Source organism: Lederbergia citrea, from assembly GCF_018343525.1.
In the GTDB taxonomy this organism is placed as follows: domain Bacteria; phylum Bacillota; class Bacilli; order Bacillales; family Bacillaceae_C; genus Lederbergia; species Lederbergia citrea.
In genome coordinates, this window is record NZ_JAGYPH010000002.1 from 432,454 (window position 1) to 449,362 (window position 16,909).

Here is a 16,909-nt window from a genome sequence, read left to right on the forward strand (position 1 = left end):
ATTTGTCCCTTATTATCCTTCTTCATTAATTAATAGTCCATTATTTTTGCTATAATATAGGTATCTATTAACTGGAGGTTTTATCATTGTTGACGAAGGCAAAAGGCCATCTCCAAACTCATTTTGGGTACGATGAATTCCGAAAAGGACAGGAAGACATGATCCAAAAGGTCATGGAGGGGAAGGATACGCTCGGGATTATGCCGACAGGTGGCGGGAAATCGGTTTGTTATCAAATTCCGGCACTTCTTTTGCGTGGCGTGACGGTCGTGATTTCACCCCTTATTTCATTAATGAAGGACCAAGTGGATGCCCTTGATAAAGCAGGCATACCGTCCACATATATAAATAGTGCGCTTTCAAGCGATGAAATGCAGGATCGATTAGCGGGTATTTACAACGGTGAATATAAACTCGTTTACATTGCTCCGGAAAGATTAGAAACTCCCTCATTCCTTCGCTTACTTGAAGGTATTCATATTTCACTTGTCGCCATTGACGAAGCTCACTGTATTTCACATTGGGGTCATGACTTCCGGCCAAGCTATTTGCATATAAAAAAACTGATCAGCAGTATTCAGCCAAAACCAACTGTGCTTGCACTGACAGCAACCGCAACACCGCAAGTGAGAAATGACATTTGTGATTTATTGCATATCGATGAGCAAAACACGGTGATGACAGGATTTGAACGGGAAAACTTACATTTTCAAGTGGTGAAAGGACAGGACCGGGATCGTTTTTTGCTTGATTACATCGGAAAAAACAAAGGACAAGCAGGCATTATTTATGCAGCAACGAGAAAAGAAGTCGATCGGCTTCATCATTTTTTGGAAGCAAAGGGATTATCAGCTGGTAAATATCATGCGGGCATGTCGGAAAAAGAACGGAATGACCATCAGGAACGATTTTTATATGATGACATCACGTTGATGGTTGCAACGAATGCATTCGGCATGGGGATCAATAAATCCAATGTGCGGTTCGTAATTCATTATCATATTCCACGAAATATGGAAGCCTATTATCAGGAAGCGGGAAGAGCTGGCCGTGACGGGGAAGAGAGTGCTTGTATTCTCATGTTTGCACCTCAGGATACACAGATTCAGTCATTTTTAATCGAGCAATCCGATATGGAAGAGGTTCGAAAGGAAAATGAGTATTCCAAGCTGAGAAAAATGGTTGCTTATGGACATACAGAGTCATGCTTACAACAATTTATTCTTCATTATTTTGGTGAAGAAAATCCTCCTGAATGTGGAAAATGCGGAAACTGTACAGATGACCGCGAACAAGTGGATGCTACTGTAGAAACGCAAATGGTGCTTTCCTGTATAAGGCGAATGAACGAACGGTTTGGCAAGACAATGATTACGAAAGTGCTCACAGGCTCGTCAGACAAAAAAATAAAAAGTTTTGGTTTTGATCAGCTGTCGACACACGGAATCATGAAAGATAAGACGCAAAAAGATGTGAGTGAATTTATCGATTTTCTCACAGCTGAAGGATATTTGCGGCCGACGGATGGCGCCTATCCGATCTTAATGTTGACGGAGAAAGCGGGAAATGTTCTTCGTGGTAAGGAACCAGTTCTACGCAAAGAGAGAGTCCGTATTTCCCAAATCGTAGAAGATAATGATTTGTTTGAAGAACTGCGTTCATTACGAAGAGAAATTGCCGAAGCAGAAAAAGTGCCTCCATACATCATTTTCTCGGATGTGACTTTAAGAGAAATGAGTGCCAAGCTCCCAACGGATGAAAACGAACTTTTACAAATAAAAGGGATCGGTGAACGAAAGCTTGAAGCGTACGGAAAGGAATTCCTGGCTGCAATTAACAACTATTGTAAAGAAAATGAGATTGAGAGAACACCAATCCATTCAGTAAAAAGAGAAAAGAATGCTGTTTCAAAAAACAGCGATAAGGAACCAAGCCATCACTTAACCTATCAGCTGCTGGAGGAAGGAAATAGTGTCACTGACATTGCCGCAGAGCGAGGGTTGTCTGAAAGGACGATAGAGAGCCATTTAATTAAATGCCATGATGAAGGTATGGAAATTAATTGGAACGATTTTATACCAGAACAATATGAGCCGTTAATTGCAGAAGCAGCAAACGAGGCTGGTAGCGATAGACTTACACCAATTAAAGCACTTCTCCCGGACGAAGTGAGCTTTTTCATGATTAAGGCGTTTTTACAAAAACGCATATAATAACGGATTGCGAGTAAAAAAATCGAATCTTTTGTAGATTGTGGTCTGGTAACTCATTCTACTAAAGGTGGCGGTTTTTTTCTATTTTCAATAAACAAATGATTTCATGGAATCGGTCCAATTGCTTGTTGGTGCTCTTTCAGTGCAGGCGTGAGACTCCTGCGGGAATGAAAAGTGCCTTGAGACCCCGCAAGGCGCGCAGCGACTGAGGAGGCTCAAGCCATGCCCGCGGAAAGAGAGCGCCGGAACGGAGAGCAACAGACTCCATACATAAAAAGAGGACTGTCACAAAAAATCAGTTTTTACTGACTTTCTTGACAGCCCCTTTGTTAAAATATTAAATGTGCAATTAATGTAATGATCGGCAATGTAATCAGTGTACGCAGTATGAACAGGATAATTAAATCCTTCATGCCTACTGGAATCTTGGAACCGAGCAGGACGCCGCCAACTTCTGACATATATATGAGTTGGGTGACGGATACGCTGGCAACAATGAATCGGGTCATATCTGACTCAATGCCTTCTGCTAAAATGGAAGGCAGGAACATGTCGGCAAATCCGACGACCAATGTTTGCGAAGCGGCCTGTGCTTCAGGCACTCTCAAAAGCTCAAGCAGCGGGATAAAAGGAACACCCAGCCATTGAAATAATGGTGTGTACTCCGCAATCACCAATGCAACAGTGCCGAGCGCCATAACAATCGGTGCTACACCTAACCACATATCAAGAATATTTTTGCTTCCGTCCAATAAAAATTTACTAATACTCTTGCTTTTTCTAGCTTGGAGCTGTGCTTGCTCCAATCCATATCCGAATCTGGAATAACCTTCAGGAATAATTTCTGACGTTTGATCGTCTTCTTTTTCATTAATAAATGTATCAGGCTTGGTGGAAAGCGGCCAAATGCGCGGAAGGATAAATGCTGCAATTAAGCCTGAAAAAGTAACCGCAAAATAATAAGGAACGAAGTAATTCATTAATCCGACCTGTTTAATCACAACGATACTGAATGTAATTGATACAACAGAGAAGGTTGTCCCAACAATCGCGGCTTCCCTTTTTGTATAATATCCGTCCTCGTATTGTCTGCTTGTCAGTAAAACACCGATCGTTCCATCTCCAAGCCATGAAGCGAGTGCATCAATGGAAGATCGGCCTGGTAACTTAAAAACGGGCCGCATGAATTTAGTTAAAAGAGCTCCAAATAACTCAAGCAACCCAAAATTTAATAGAAGTGGAAGTAAGAGTCCTGCGAATAAAAATACACTAAATAGAACAGGTAATAAATCAAATAATAAAATGGCACCTGTATTTTCCGACCAAATAGCTTCTGGACCTACTTTAAAATAAATCATGATAGAAAAAATGACTGCTAGAATTCGTGCAATAACCCAGATTAGTGGTATATCAAATAAGGCAGTTAAAAAAGGCGACTTCGTAATCATTGCCGGCTTCATCGTCTTGGCAAGAACAGTTCCGACAAAAGCTAGTAAAATAATGATGACCATGATGGACGGGATACTTGCACCGAGCAGGCTTTGCAATGCTTCCGATAATACGGCAATCGGAATGGTAACCCCTTCTTTAGAAGGGATGGGAATCATAAATAAAAATATACCGAATAAGGATGGTATTAAAAACAGGAGTAAATCTTTCAGTGTGAAGCCTTGGTTGCTATTCAATGTTTACTCACCTTTCATACATAAAAATTCAAACCTTCCTTATTTTAATGCATGATGATAAAAAAATCCATCAAATAATTAGTCCAATATTTGGAGCAGATCCTAAATTCGTCTTTGTCTAGTAAGTCTATATTCCAAGCGAATTTGTTGGAACATCGTAAAGCCCATGACGACCAAGATGATCGTAAAGGGGAGAGCAGCAACAAGGGAAGCGGTTTGCAGTCCTTCAAGTCCGCTTGCGAGTGTAAGCACAGTAGCAATCGCAGAAATCAGAACACCCCAAATCACACGCACCGTAATAGGTGGAGTAGCCATCCCATTTGTCGTCATACTACCCAAAATATACGAAGCGGAGTCCGCCGATGTAATTAAAAACGTAAATATCAATAGAATTGCGACTATAGAAAGTGGAAAGCTAAAAGGAAGTTCATTAAATGTAGAAAATAAGGCGGAAGTTACATCGCTATTTACATCTTCCGCAATTTTCGTTCCTTCAAATAAATCTTTATATAAAGCTGTTCCGCCGAAAACGGAAACCCATAATAGGGAGATCAGTGGAGGAATAATCAAAACCCCCATCACAAATTCTCTAATTGTTCTACCACGCGATACTCGGCCAATAAATGCACCGACGAAAGGAGACCAAGCAATCGTCCAAGCCCAATAAAAAATTGTCCATTCGCGTACCCAAGTTGCACCCGTATACGGGGAAAGCCTCAAGCTATATTCGATGAACCGTGTAACGTAATCACCCAAACTTTGTGTAAATGTATTAAGAATAAATATAGTGGGTCCAGTTAGAAATACGTAAAGCATTAAAACTAATATAAGAACGAGATTAAAATTACTTAACCATTTAATCCCTTTATCTAAACCGGTTACGGAGGAAGCAAGATAACAAATAAGCATGAAACCAACGATGCATAAATGCATGGTAATACTATTGTTTAAACCAAAAACAGTCTTCATGCCGCCATTAATTTGCATAATACCGAGTCCTAAAGATGTAGCAACACCAACAACAGTTGCAATGACAGCTAAGATATCGATGCTTTTTCGAATCGTGCTGGCACCTCTGCGCTCCTTAATTAACGGTTTTAAAGTTGTCGAAATTAATCCATTTTCTTTTTTTCGAAATTGAAAAAATCCAACCGCAAGGCCTACCATTGTGAAAATTGCCCACTGGCTTAATCCCCAGTGGAAGAAGGAATAGGTCATAGCAGTACGAGCGGCTTGTCTCGTCATTGGCTCATGCCCGAACGGACTTGTAAAAAAGTGGCTCATAGGCTCAGCAATGCCCCAAAAAACGAGACCGATCCCGAGTCCGCAAGAGATTAGCATGCCAACCCATGTGAAAAACGGATAATCAGGTTTAGATTCATCAGGTCCTAATTTCATTTTTCCATATTTACTTACCGCCAAAACTAAAAGAAATAATACAAAAAATAATACTGCCAATAAATAAAACCAACCAAATGCGTATGTAGTAAAATTAAACGCCGCAGAAGCTCCCTTTGCAAATCTTTGAGGCCAGATTGCTCCGAATAAAACAACGATCGTAATGACTACCGATGAAATCCAAAAAACCGAATTATTATAAGCTAACTTACTTCCTGTTTTCATGCTGTCCCCTTCCAAATCATCTTGTCTGTTTTTTTGATATGGGTACTATTTAAACATACAAAGTTATTAACCGAAATGTATGTAATAGCCCAAATCTTGAACTAGTATTTAATACCCACCAAATAAAAAACGAAACATATTCCCCTTTCTTTGCAATGATTCCTGTTTTCAGTTAGAATAATGCCCAACAGGAATGGGCGTTTGCCAAAACAGAAGGAGCTAAAAAAATTGATTAAATGTATTGCTACAGATATGGACGGAACTTTGTTAAATGCAAATCAAGAAGTAAGTGAAGCAACAATACAAGCAATCAAAGCAGCACAGGAAAAAGGAATTGATTTCCTTGTTGCGACAGGCAGGGCATATAATGAAGTCCGCTTTGTACTTGATAAAGCAGGCATCGAATGTCCAGCGATTTGTGTAAATGGTGGAGAAATTCGCGATAAAGAAGGAAATGTTGAATATTCGGTTGGGCTTGACGGCTCAACATCGGCAAAAATTACATCTGTTTTTAACGAGATCGATATGTACTTTGAACTTTATTCTGAAGGTGGCACATACACGACTGATTATGAAAAAGGGATTCAAGTACTCGTTGATATATACCATACAGCTAACCCATCACAGGATGCATCGGAAATTCGGGATTCAGCTGATGAGCGCTTTCGACAAAGGCTCATTCATGTGATCGATGATTATGATTCGATTTTTGAAGCAGAGGATTGCCACGTCTATAAATTCCTTGCCTTTTCAAAGGATGAAGAACTACTTTTGGAAGCGAGCAAGCGTTTGAAGGAAATCGATGGCATCGAGGTAACTTCTTCAGGACGTAATAACCTTGAAGTGATGCATTTTGCTGCGCGAAAAGGGACTGCATTGCAGAAATATACAGAAGCTAAAGGTATTTCACTGGAAGATACAATGGCTCTTGGCGACAACTACAATGATTTATCCATGTTGAAAATTGTTGGCCATTCGGTTGCAATGGGTAATGCTGAACAAGAAATTAAAAATGCTTGTCGTTATGAAACAGCACTGAATGATGATGATGGTGTTGCTAAGGCGATTATGAAGGCAATTGAGGAAATGGAAATATCGAACTAACAAATAACCGCTGTCACGAGACAGCGGTTATTTTTCATGAAAATAGTTTAAATCTGCCTGTAGATGTATAGATATAAATAAACAAGTTTGGGCAGGTGAGGGATATGTATTTGAATGAAGTGTTTGTGGTAATCATGTTTGTCGTTTTTGCTCTTATCATTATTATTCCTTTAATTGTCTTCGTCTGGATTTACATATTCGATGCACGTCAAAGTGAACACTCCGTTCTCCGGAATTACCCATTACTCGGAAATATACGATATTTATTAGAAAATATCGGACCGGAATTAAGGCAATATTTATTTGCGAATAATCGGGAAGGAAAACCATTTAACAGACATCAGTATGAAAGTGTCGTGAAATCCGGGAAATATCTAAGCAGGATCCATGCGTTTGGTTCCGAGCGTGATTTTAAAGAACCTGGATTTTATATAAGGAATTCGATGTTTCCGCTTTTGCACGAAGAATTAAGAATTATTCAGGAGCCGAAAATTGAGACTAGGCTTTACCAAATTAATCATGAGGGTCTTTTTAATAGAAAAGAGCAGCGCAAACATTCGATCGTTGACCCACATTTATTGGCTGAAGAGGATGCGGTTATTATCGGAGATAATACTTGTAGAGAACCTTTTAAAGCAAAAGGGCTGATAGGACAATCAGCAATGAGCTACGGTTCACTTGGAAAAAATGCAATAACAGCTCTTTCGAAAGGACTCGGTCTTGCCGGCGGAACTTGGATGAATACTGGAGAAGGAGGACTCTCCAAACACCATTTACGCGGCGAAGTGGATATCATCATGCAAATCGGCCCAGGCCTATTTGGTGTAAGGACAGAAGACGGTGACTTTTCATGGGAGCTGTTTAAGAAAAAAAGTGAGACGGTACAAGTTAAGGCATTTGAACTTAAGCTTGCCCAAGGTGCGAAAACCCGCGGAGGTCATATTCTCGGAGAAAAAGTCACTCCAGAAATCGCGGAAATTCGCAATGTAAGACCATGGCAAACAATCGATAGCCCAAACAGATTTCGTGAATTTAAAACAACGGAAGAATTAATGAATTTCGTTGCTGAGTTAAGGGCGGTAGGGGGAAAACCCGTTGGGGTGAAGATGGTCGCCGGTTCTAAAGATGAGGTTGAAAAGTTCGTTCGAGAGATGGCGGAACTTGATAAAACACCTGATTTTATTACGATTGATGGTGCTGAAGGAGGCTCGGGGGCAACATTTCAGGAACTCTCGGATGCTGCAGGCCTGCCCTTATTCTCGGCATTGCCTTTGCTGGATGAAATGCTGAAGAAATATGGGATTAGAGACCGATTAAAAATCATCGCCTCTGGGAAACTCGTAACTCCTGATAAGATTGCTTTTGCGTTATGCCTTGGTGCGGACCTTGTCAACACCGCTCGGGGGATGATGATCTCAGTCGGCTGCATTATGGCGCAAGTATGCCACAACAACACTTGTCCAGTAGGCGTCGCAACAACGGACCCGAAACGGGAAAAAGCACTGGTCATCGAAGAAAAAATGTACCGCGTGACAAATTACGTTCTTTCTTTGCGCGAGGGGCTATTCAATCTTGCCGCTGCTGCGGGTGTCGCCTCACCAACAGAACTGTCCGAAGAACATTTAATGTATAGAACATCATCAGGTCAGCTTATGACCGGATATGAATTCAAGAAAAGCATGCTGATCTTACCACCGGAATTGGTGGATAAGGAAGCTTGATATCAACAAAGATTTCTCTTGAGCGGGATACAATAATTGAAATCGGAAGACCTATTCACATATATGGATAGGTCTGTTTTTCATTTATATGGTTGATGAAGAAGAAGGTGAAAAATGGGTTTTAACGCTCAATTATTAAGAGATTCGAATAATTAGATTTTTAATTCCTCCTAAACTGTTGGAGAAATATTGTGAATGAAATATGATTGTATTAATAGTGTCATTAGTTTTCTCTTAAGTTAATCAAAGTTAGGATGATCATCAGATGAAAATTTTGCTTGTGGAAGATGATAAAACAATCGCATCTGGACTTGAATATTCGTTGCAGCAAGATCACTTTACCACGGTTATATGCCCTGATGTTGCCTCTGCAAAAAAGGTGTTAGCTGAGGAATTAGATCAATTCGCTTTATGTCTGCTTGATTTATCATTGCCGGATGGAAGCGGCTATGAATTATGTAAAATTGTGAAAGAGCGAAGTGACATTCCAGTCATTTTTTTAACAGCGGTTGATGATGAGGTCAATGTTGTGATGGGACTTGATATGGGAGCTGATGATTATATTACGAAGCCATTCCGTATTCGTGAGCTTTTATCAAGAATCAAATCGGTCTTGCGGAGATACCAAAAGCAGACTCTGCCAAAAACGATGATTGAAATAGAAAACATCCAGATTCATACGCTTGAAGGCAAGGTTTATAAAAATGGCAATGAAATTACCCTAACTGCTTTAGAGTATCGCTTATTTCTTATTTTTGCTAACCATATTGGACAGGTTCTTTCAAGAAGTCAGCTTTTAGAGCAGATATGGGATGTGGCGGGAGACTTTGTGAATGATAATACATTAACTGTTTACATAAAAAGGCTAAGAGAAAAATTAGAGGATCATCCGCAAAATCCTAAGATTATTAAAACAGTACGCGGTTTAGGCTATAAGGTTGGTGATTAGCATGCTGCGTAATCGAGAGATCCAAATTCTAATACTAATCATGTTCACAATCAGTCTAGTGGCAATTGTAGGAGCGACTTTTATTTCGTCTATTGCGGCTGTGCTTGTTTTCATCACTTCGGCCTTACTGGTTGGATGCTCCTTATTTTTTACGCGGTGGAGATATCGCGAAATCGCAAAGCTTTCTGGCTATTTACGGCAAATTACTAGTGGCAATTATTCTCTGGATGTGCGTGATAATCATGAAGGTGAGCTTAGTATTTTAAGGAACGATATATATAAAGTGACGCTTATGTTATCAGAGCAGGGCTCACAGTTACGAAAAGATAAAATTCAGCTTACAGATGCCATTTCAGATATTTCCCATCAGCTCAAAACCCCACTTACCTCAATGATGGTGATGGCGGATTTATTAAGTGATCCCGAGCTGCCTTTAGCGAAAAGAACAGAATTCACCAATAATATTCGTATTCAGCTTGAACGGATTGATTGGCTAGTTTCTTCATTATTAAAGCTCTCGAAAATTGATGCAGGTACCGTACAGTTCAAAAAGGATCAAATATCTGTGGAAAAGCTTGTACAAAAAGCGTTACAGCCTGTTCTAATTCCTATCGATATTAAAGAACAAACCGTTTCGATTAAGGGCAAAGACTCAGTCTCGTTTGTTGGTGATCTCAATTGGACAGCTGAAGCAATGATCAATATTTTAAAAAACTGTGTGGAGCATACTCGTGTTGGCGGAATAATCACTATTAATTTTTCGGAAAATGCACTGTTTGCGGAAATTATCATCGCAGATAACGGTAAAGGAATCGCGAAGGAGGATCTGCCGTATATCTTTAAACGTTTTTATAAAGGAAAGAATGCCAGCGAAGGCAGCATAGGTATTGGTTTAGCGATGGCTCATAGCATTATCTCAAGCCAGAGTGGAGATATAGAAGTGAAGAGTGATAGCGAAAAAGGTACTGAGTTTCGGATTAAGTTTTATAAGCAAGTAATTTAAAGTGACTAAACTGTCATTTTTGCTGTCACTTGAAAGTCATATTAGACAGATATACTGAGACCATCAGCAAAACTATGGAGGTTTTAACAATGGAAATCTTAAAAATAGAGAATCTGTCTAAAGTGTATGGAAAAGGCGAAACGGCAGTAAAGGCCCTTAATGATGTTTCTTTTTCCGTGAAAAAAGGTGAATTCGTCGCCATTATTGGTCCCTCAGGTTCTGGAAAATCTACGCTATTGCATATGCTTGGCGGTGTCGACAAACCGACGGGCGGAAAAGTATTCGTTGATAACACGGATATTTATCACTTGAATGAAACCCAATTAGCCATTTTTAGACGTAGACAAATCGGTTTAATCTATCAGTTTTATAATCTAATTCCCGTTCTTACGGTTGAAGAGAATATTACCCTGCCACTCCTGCTTGATGAACATAAGGTGGATAAAAAGCAGTTTGATGATATCGTGAGGACTTTAAATCTAGAAAACCGCTTAAACCATTTACCAAATCAGCTTTCCGGTGGGCAGCAGCAAAGGGTTTCGATTGGTAGAGCGCTAATTAGTAATCCTGCAATTATGCTCGCAGACGAGCCAACAGGTAATCTAGATAGTAAGAATAGCAGCGAAATCATTGATTTATTAAAAATGTTTAATAAAACATATAATCAGACACTTATTGTCATTACCCATGATGAACGAATTGCGCTACAAGCTGACAGAATTATTTCGATAGAAGATGGAAGGATTGCCAAGGATGAGGTGGTTCGTCCATGAACATCGTAAATAAACTAACGATTAGACATTTGAAGGAAAACAAGAGACGGACGCTTGTAACGATTATTGGAGTTATTATTTCAGTTGCGATGCTGACCGCGGTCGCTACGCTTGCTGTTTCTTTCATGGATTTAATGAAAAGGCAGACGATTGCAAATGAAGGTGAATGGCATGTCCTTTATCAGGATGTCAATAAAAATCAACTTGATGCGATTAAAAATGATGAATCAACAAAAAAGGTTGTGCCCTCAAGGGACCTTGGCTATGCGCACTTAGAAGGTAGTCAAAATGAGAACAAGCCGTATTTGTTTGTAAAAGAATATAGCACAGAAGGTTTTAAACAGTATCCGATTGAATTGAGTCAAGGGCGACTTCCGCAAGCAGCCAATGAAGTGGTGATTTCAGAAGGAATTAAAAACAATGCAAAAGTCGATTACAAAATTGGTCAACAAATTACCCTGGATATCGGGGATAGATTTATGAAAGACGAAGAAGCTAGCGATATTGTTCTTGATCAGACAAGTTCATTAACCTTTATGGACGATCAGTTAAATGAAGTGTTGAAAATGAAAGGAACTGAAACTTTTACAATTGTCGGTGTGATTAAACGCCCTACGTGGGAACCGGCATGGGCACCCGGTTACACAATCATCACTTATCTAGATGAAAGTAGGATTGGAGTATATGATGCGGTCAATGCAACAGTCGTATTAAAAAAAGTGAATAATTCCTTGTATAATCATGCACAGGACTTGGCAAAGAAAAACAAAATAGAATCTATCAGCTTTAATAATAATTTACTTCGTTATTATGGTGTAACGAATAATGATGGCTTGAGCAGAACGCTTTTTTCCTTGTCGGCGATTATTATGGCTGTCATCATTATTGGATCCGTGTCGTTAATCTATAATGCTTTTGCGATTTCCGTCTCGGAGCGTTCTCGACACTTAGGCATGCTTGCGAGTGTAGGGGCTACGAAAAGACAGAAGAGAAACTCGGTATTTTTTGAGGGCGTAGTTATTGGATTAATCAGTATCCCGATTGGAATCATTTCTGGCCTTGTCGGAATTGGTATTACTTTTTTCTTCATAAACTCAATCATACAAGGAGCACTAGGGGTGACTGAAAAGTTAATCGTATCCGTCACGCCATTATCAATCTTGGTTTCCTGTGTCGTTTCGATGATCACGATATTTATTTCAACATATCTCCCAGCCATCAAAGCCTCGAAGATCTCTGCTATTGATGCGATTCGACAAACAACCGATGTGAAGCTTACAGGTAAAGCAGTGAAAACATCGAAATTTATACGAAAGATCTTCGGGATCGAAGCTGAAATCGGCTTAAAAAACTTAAAAAGAAACAAACGAAGATACAAAGCAACTGTGTTTTCTCTCGTTATTAGCATTGTTTTATTTTTAGCGGTATCCTTTTTCACGGCAAATTTGAAAAAGTCGCTTGAGCTCTCACAGGATGGTGTGAATTATGATATTCAAGTATCGAAGGACGGTGAAATAACCGAAACGGAAGATCGATTGATGAAATCAATGGCTGCCCTTAATGATGTGACCGAATATAGTTTGATTAAATCATTCGGTTTGTCCTCTTGGATTGACAAAGCATCCGTCGCTGATGAATTGGTTGATAATAGTATGTCTGAGGATGGGAAATTCTCTTACTTTATTCACCTGTATGCATTAGATGCGAAGAGCCTTCAAACTTACGCAAAAATGATTGGTGTGGATTATGAACAGTTATCGATAGATACAGGGAATGTATCGGGAATTGTGATTGATACAATCCCTTATCAAGATATGGGTACAGGGAAATATGTTGAAACGAAGGCGATTCATAAGGAAATTGGCCAAACTCTTGATTTATACTATGGGGATAGAGAAAGCGGAGAAGAGAAACTTATAAATAAAATAAAGATTGCTGCATTGACAGATCAATTTCCAATGGGTATTTATCCAGCTGGGTTAGGTGGATTAGATGTCATTGTTTCTGACCAAGTCATGAATCAATTGGTTGATAAAAAGATGACTGATGATATTTATTCCCGTCTTTACCTGAAAAGTTCTGCCCCAATGAAAACACAAGGGGAAATCGAGGATATGAAGGAGGGCAATATGTATGTTCACAACTTATACCAAGCCAGACAACAAGAAGAACAGATGATCATGCTAATGTCCGTGTTTACGTATGGATTTATCCTGTTAATTACTGCAATTTCGATTGCAAATATTTTCAATACAATTTCGACGAGCATATCTCTTCGAAAACGGGAATTTGCAATGCTAAAATCGGTTGGGATGACGCCAAAAGGCTTCAATAAAATGATTAACTATGAAAGTATTTTTTACGGAATTAAGTCTTTGCTCTACGGGCTTCCAATTAGCATCATTATTATGTATTTAATCCATAGGGCATTGATGAACAGCTTTAGCTATGGATTCACGCTTCCTTGGATGAGTATTTTATATGTTATTGCTGCTGTATTTATCATCGTTAGCTCAGCGATGCTTTATTCCAGCGCAAAAGTAAAAAAAGAAAACATTATTGATGCTTTAAAGCAGGAGAGTATCTAAGTTCATCATGTAAAAAGGCTTCTTAAAAAAAGAAGCCTTTTTACTTATTTCCGTCTACCTTTTCCATACATATACGTCTTATAGTTAAGGAGGTTTGAAATGAATGAATCGATATTGGGCGAAAAATTATATGAGCAGCTAGAAATCGTTAAGCGATATTTAATCAAAATGGGCGCAAGTTTGCAAGATGCCGAAGATGTTGTCCAGGATACCGCGTATAAATTTTTAATTTATATTGACTCAATGAATATACGTCATATAGAAGCTTGGCTATTTCGTGCAGCTGTCAATCAATATGTGGATTTATGCAGAAAAAGAACGAGGCAAAGAAATATTCTATTGAGATTTAATTATGAAGAGCTGTTTGAGGAATATACGCCAGAGGCTGCAATATTGCAAAAGGAATTAAAGACTGATATCTCAAGTCTCATAAATCGGTTAAAGCCGAAATATGCAGAGGTTTTACTTTTGAAATACAGTGCTGATTTAAAAGTAACAGACATAGCCGAATTATACGACATGAAAGCCAATTCTGTAAAAACAATGCTTTATAGGGCTCGAAAAGATTTTATAAAAGAATATAGGAGGTATGAAGATGAGCGAAGAAAATGAATTGTTTTCAAAAGATGATCACTTTCGTGGTTTGGTAAAAAAGGCGAGAAGACATTCCGTGATTAGAACAGTCCTAATTTCATTATTAATAAGTATTATTGTGTTCTTTAGTATTTTTTGGCTGAATAGTTTCCTTATGCAAAAGTCTATACAAAAATACTCCATGGACGATTCCCTTTGGAATTATATACATGGTGCTAATATTGAAAGTAACGGAACTTCGTATAATTATAATTTGCTTTCAGCTGTTGGAAAAACTGATTTTTATAAAGATATAGATGGAATACTCGTTCCTTGGACACCTTCAGAAAGAGTCTTTTCTATTTTTGGTAAGTCAAGTCTAGTTACTTCAAGTGGTGCCTCAACAGGAATTACTCTTATAGGGGCGGACAGAGTACCGTATTTTTATAATGGGGAAAGAGTAATTGAATTTTACCATCCAAAAGTAAACAATGAAAATATTGTGGATGATAGAAAAATTCTCACGAATATTCCGGAGGATAAGGTAATCGAACTAGCTTATTCATTTGACGATAACTATACAATAGAAGAAGTAGAGAAAGTGTTCAAAGACGATATGGTCTGGCTGTGGGTAAATGCATACGATGAAGAAGAGATGAGAAAGGATAACGAGGTTATTGAGGAACATGATAAGCGCGGCCACACAATCATCGGTGATTCAGCCTTTGGGTTTCATTATAATAGTAGAGAGCCTAATGGCGGAGCGGAATACTTTATCTCAAGCTTGGAACAAATGAAAAAGAAGGGATCTAACAAATCATCTGCAGAAGATTTAATCAATAGAATAACGAATAATGATGAAAAAAAATTAACTCCTGAGAACCTTGAAATTATCGGGGTAGTTGTTACAGGTAGCCCAAAAGAATTAATGAAGTATAATGATGTTCCAATGATTAGGGCTGCAACTCTTGGTGTAACTGTGGATAAGTATTAACGCAATTTTGGTAAACGTGAAGAAAAAATAACCTTTGAAATAACATAAAACCTGAGGAAAAAAAACCATTTCCCTCAGGTTTTACTAATATACTATGTCATTTTCCCGGCTAAGCACACTTAACCCGCAATTTGATTATTCGTTTTAGCTGCTAATTGTTGATAAATGAGCAAGTCTCGGTTGTAGCATGCTGTATAACTTAATAAACTATCGAATTTAACTTTTTCAAAGCATTCCCAATCGATAACATGATAGAGGCGATTTAGCTTTTCTGCATTGGTCCAAGCGCTTTCCTCGAATACATAATCCATTTCATGAATTTCAATGTCCGCCTTAAATAATTCGATATTTAATTTTCGTTCACGGAAAGGTGCTTTTCTCTTTATTTTTATGAGCTCTATCATTCTTGGGATGGAAGAGAGCAATGCCTCACGATCGAGAAAATGCCCTAACTCATGCAAGGTTATAGCCTTTATATACACTTCCAGCCCTACAGCATTGTACATTTCCAATCTGGCTTTAGGTAACCTTTTGGAATCGAAGATTAGATAATTTTTTATAAACTCATAGCACATATTTACTCCTGTGCGCTGATGTCTAACCTCTATATTCATTTCGACTGAATTTATTGTTGCTTGAATTAATTTTTTTATTTGTTTCTTTTTGACTCTCTTTTTCATTAGATTCCTCTTTTTTTTATAATGTATATGAAATCACGTATGTCAATATGACTATTTCCATAATGGGAACTATTTTACCATGGGGTTGTGGAAAAAAATAGATAGATTTTTTCCTATTATTGTGCTAGTAGCATCATCATCAAGCCTTCATGCAGAACGGAGATATGTGAAAATAGGGTGCTGATGGGAGTCCTAATGCTTTCATAAGTACAGTTATTTGAATAAATAAGCAAAAGCGGTACTCATGGACCGTTCATGAGTATTAGTATTCACCTTTTGCAATAAAAAAACCTGAGGGAAAATTTCCCCTCAGGTTTTTTCATAATACTTTATCTTTTTCCCAATCATACGTCCAAAATCGCTCTATTTGCCAACGGGCCAGTAACTCAGGGCTTTCTTCAGCCAGTTGTTTTTCCATATCAGCAAGCATCCATGCGGTTTGTGAAATATGTGCTTTTAATGCTTCAAGCTTATTCTTCCAAGCCGCACTGACATCATGAACAATGTCGGGCTTTCCGATTTCTGCTTCGTGATTATTTGAAAAGGCTACACAGTGTAGCTTTGGACGGTTTTCAATCGGTAATCGGCGTACTGCCCGTACAACCGCTCTTCCAGTTGCCTCGTGATCGGGATGAACGGAGTAGCCGGGATAAAATGAGATGACAAGTGAAGGATTCAGTTCTTCAATCAGCTCAAATACCATATTGGCAAGCTCTTCATCGTTTTCAAATTCAAGGGTCTTATCTCGATATCCCATCATGCGCAAATCGGTGAGACCCATTGCTTTTGCTGCAGCTTCAAGTTCAGCTTTGCGGATTTTTGGCAATGATTCTCTCGTTGCAAACGGAGGATTCCCTAGATTTCTACCCATTTCCCCCAGCGTCAGGCAGGCGTATGTAACAGGTGTGCCGTTTTGGATATAACTAGATATTGTACCTGATACCCCGAAAGCCTCGTCATCAGGATGAGGAAACACTACTAAAACTTGGCGTTCTTTTTCCAT

The 16,909-nt window shown here is 38.8% G+C and carries 13 protein-coding genes; 9 read left to right on the top strand and 4 right to left on the bottom strand.

Translation table 11 applies throughout. The features are described 5' to 3' along the window. Positions 1-86: 86 nt before the first annotated feature. Positions 87-2,213 (top strand): DNA helicase RecQ, encoded by a 2,127-nt coding sequence (recQ, locus tag KHA88_RS11225; RefSeq protein WP_213121966.1) that lies wholly within the window; start codon positions 87-89, stop codon positions 2,211-2,213. 329 nt (positions 2,214-2,542) lie between these two features. Here recQ and KHA88_RS11230 read toward each other — a convergent pair whose 3' ends face one another. Together KHA88_RS11230 and KHA88_RS11235 are read right to left on the bottom strand one after the other, a co-directional pair. Further along, on the bottom strand, positions 2,543-3,820 hold the full coding sequence (locus tag KHA88_RS11230) for a YjiH family protein (RefSeq protein ID WP_213098936.1): 1,278 nt from the start codon (positions 3,818-3,820) through the stop codon (positions 2,543-2,545). 180 nt (positions 3,821-4,000) lie between these two features. Beyond that, positions 4,001-5,521 (bottom strand): BCCT family transporter, encoded by a 1,521-nt coding sequence (locus tag KHA88_RS11235; protein WP_213121967.1) that lies wholly within the window; start codon positions 5,519-5,521, stop codon positions 4,001-4,003. A gap of 228 nt (positions 5,522-5,749) precedes the next feature. On the opposite strand from KHA88_RS11235, the gene KHA88_RS11240 reads away from it, so the two are divergent. From KHA88_RS11240 to KHA88_RS11275, 8 genes are all read left to right on the top strand, one after another. Next, the gene (locus tag KHA88_RS11240) at positions 5,750-6,625 is read left to right on the top strand and encodes a Cof-type HAD-IIB family hydrolase (RefSeq protein ID WP_213098515.1); all 876 of its coding nucleotides are present in this window, start codon (positions 5,750-5,752) and stop codon (positions 6,623-6,625) included. A gap of 104 nt (positions 6,626-6,729) precedes the next feature. Beyond that, on the top strand, positions 6,730-8,346 hold the full coding sequence (locus tag KHA88_RS11245; RefSeq protein WP_213098514.1) for an FMN-binding glutamate synthase family protein: 1,617 nt from the start codon (positions 6,730-6,732) through the stop codon (positions 8,344-8,346). Positions 8,347-8,611: 265 nt separating this feature from the next. Next, positions 8,612-9,295, top strand: coding sequence for a response regulator transcription factor (locus KHA88_RS11250; protein ID WP_213098513.1), 684 nt, complete (start codon positions 8,612-8,614; stop codon positions 9,293-9,295). A gap of 1 nt (position 9,296) precedes the next feature. Next, a complete protein-coding gene (locus tag KHA88_RS11255; protein WP_213098512.1) occupies positions 9,297-10,298 on the top strand; it encodes a sensor histidine kinase in 1,002 nt (333 codons plus the stop codon). Between the two features lie 89 nt (positions 10,299-10,387). Continuing rightward, positions 10,388-11,071, top strand: coding sequence for an ABC transporter ATP-binding protein (locus KHA88_RS11260; RefSeq protein ID WP_213098511.1), 684 nt, complete (start codon positions 10,388-10,390; stop codon positions 11,069-11,071). Beyond that, a complete protein-coding gene (locus KHA88_RS11265; protein ID WP_213121968.1) occupies positions 11,068-13,659 on the top strand; it encodes an ABC transporter permease in 2,592 nt (863 codons plus the stop codon). Before KHA88_RS11260 ends, KHA88_RS11265 begins: the two co-directional genes overlap by 4 nt. A 99-nt stretch (positions 13,660-13,758) precedes the next feature. Further along, the gene (locus KHA88_RS11270) at positions 13,759-14,271 is read left to right on the top strand and encodes an RNA polymerase sigma factor (RefSeq protein ID WP_213107717.1); all 513 of its coding nucleotides are present in this window, start codon (positions 13,759-13,761) and stop codon (positions 14,269-14,271) included. After that, on the top strand, positions 14,255-15,226 hold the full coding sequence (locus tag KHA88_RS11275; protein ID WP_213121969.1) for an anti sigma factor C-terminal domain-containing protein: 972 nt from the start codon (positions 14,255-14,257) through the stop codon (positions 15,224-15,226). Before KHA88_RS11270 ends, KHA88_RS11275 begins: the two co-directional genes overlap by 17 nt. 119 nt (positions 15,227-15,345) lie before the next feature. Here KHA88_RS11275 and KHA88_RS11280 read toward each other — a convergent pair whose 3' ends face one another. After that, the gene (locus tag KHA88_RS11280; RefSeq protein ID WP_213121970.1) at positions 15,346-15,906 is read right to left on the bottom strand and encodes an integrase; all 561 of its coding nucleotides are present in this window, start codon (positions 15,904-15,906) and stop codon (positions 15,346-15,348) included. Positions 15,907-16,225: 319 nt separating this feature from the next. Continuing rightward, on the bottom strand, positions 16,226-16,909 hold the full coding sequence (gene bshB2 / locus KHA88_RS11285; protein WP_213121971.1) for a bacillithiol biosynthesis deacetylase BshB2: 684 nt from the start codon (positions 16,907-16,909) through the stop codon (positions 16,226-16,228).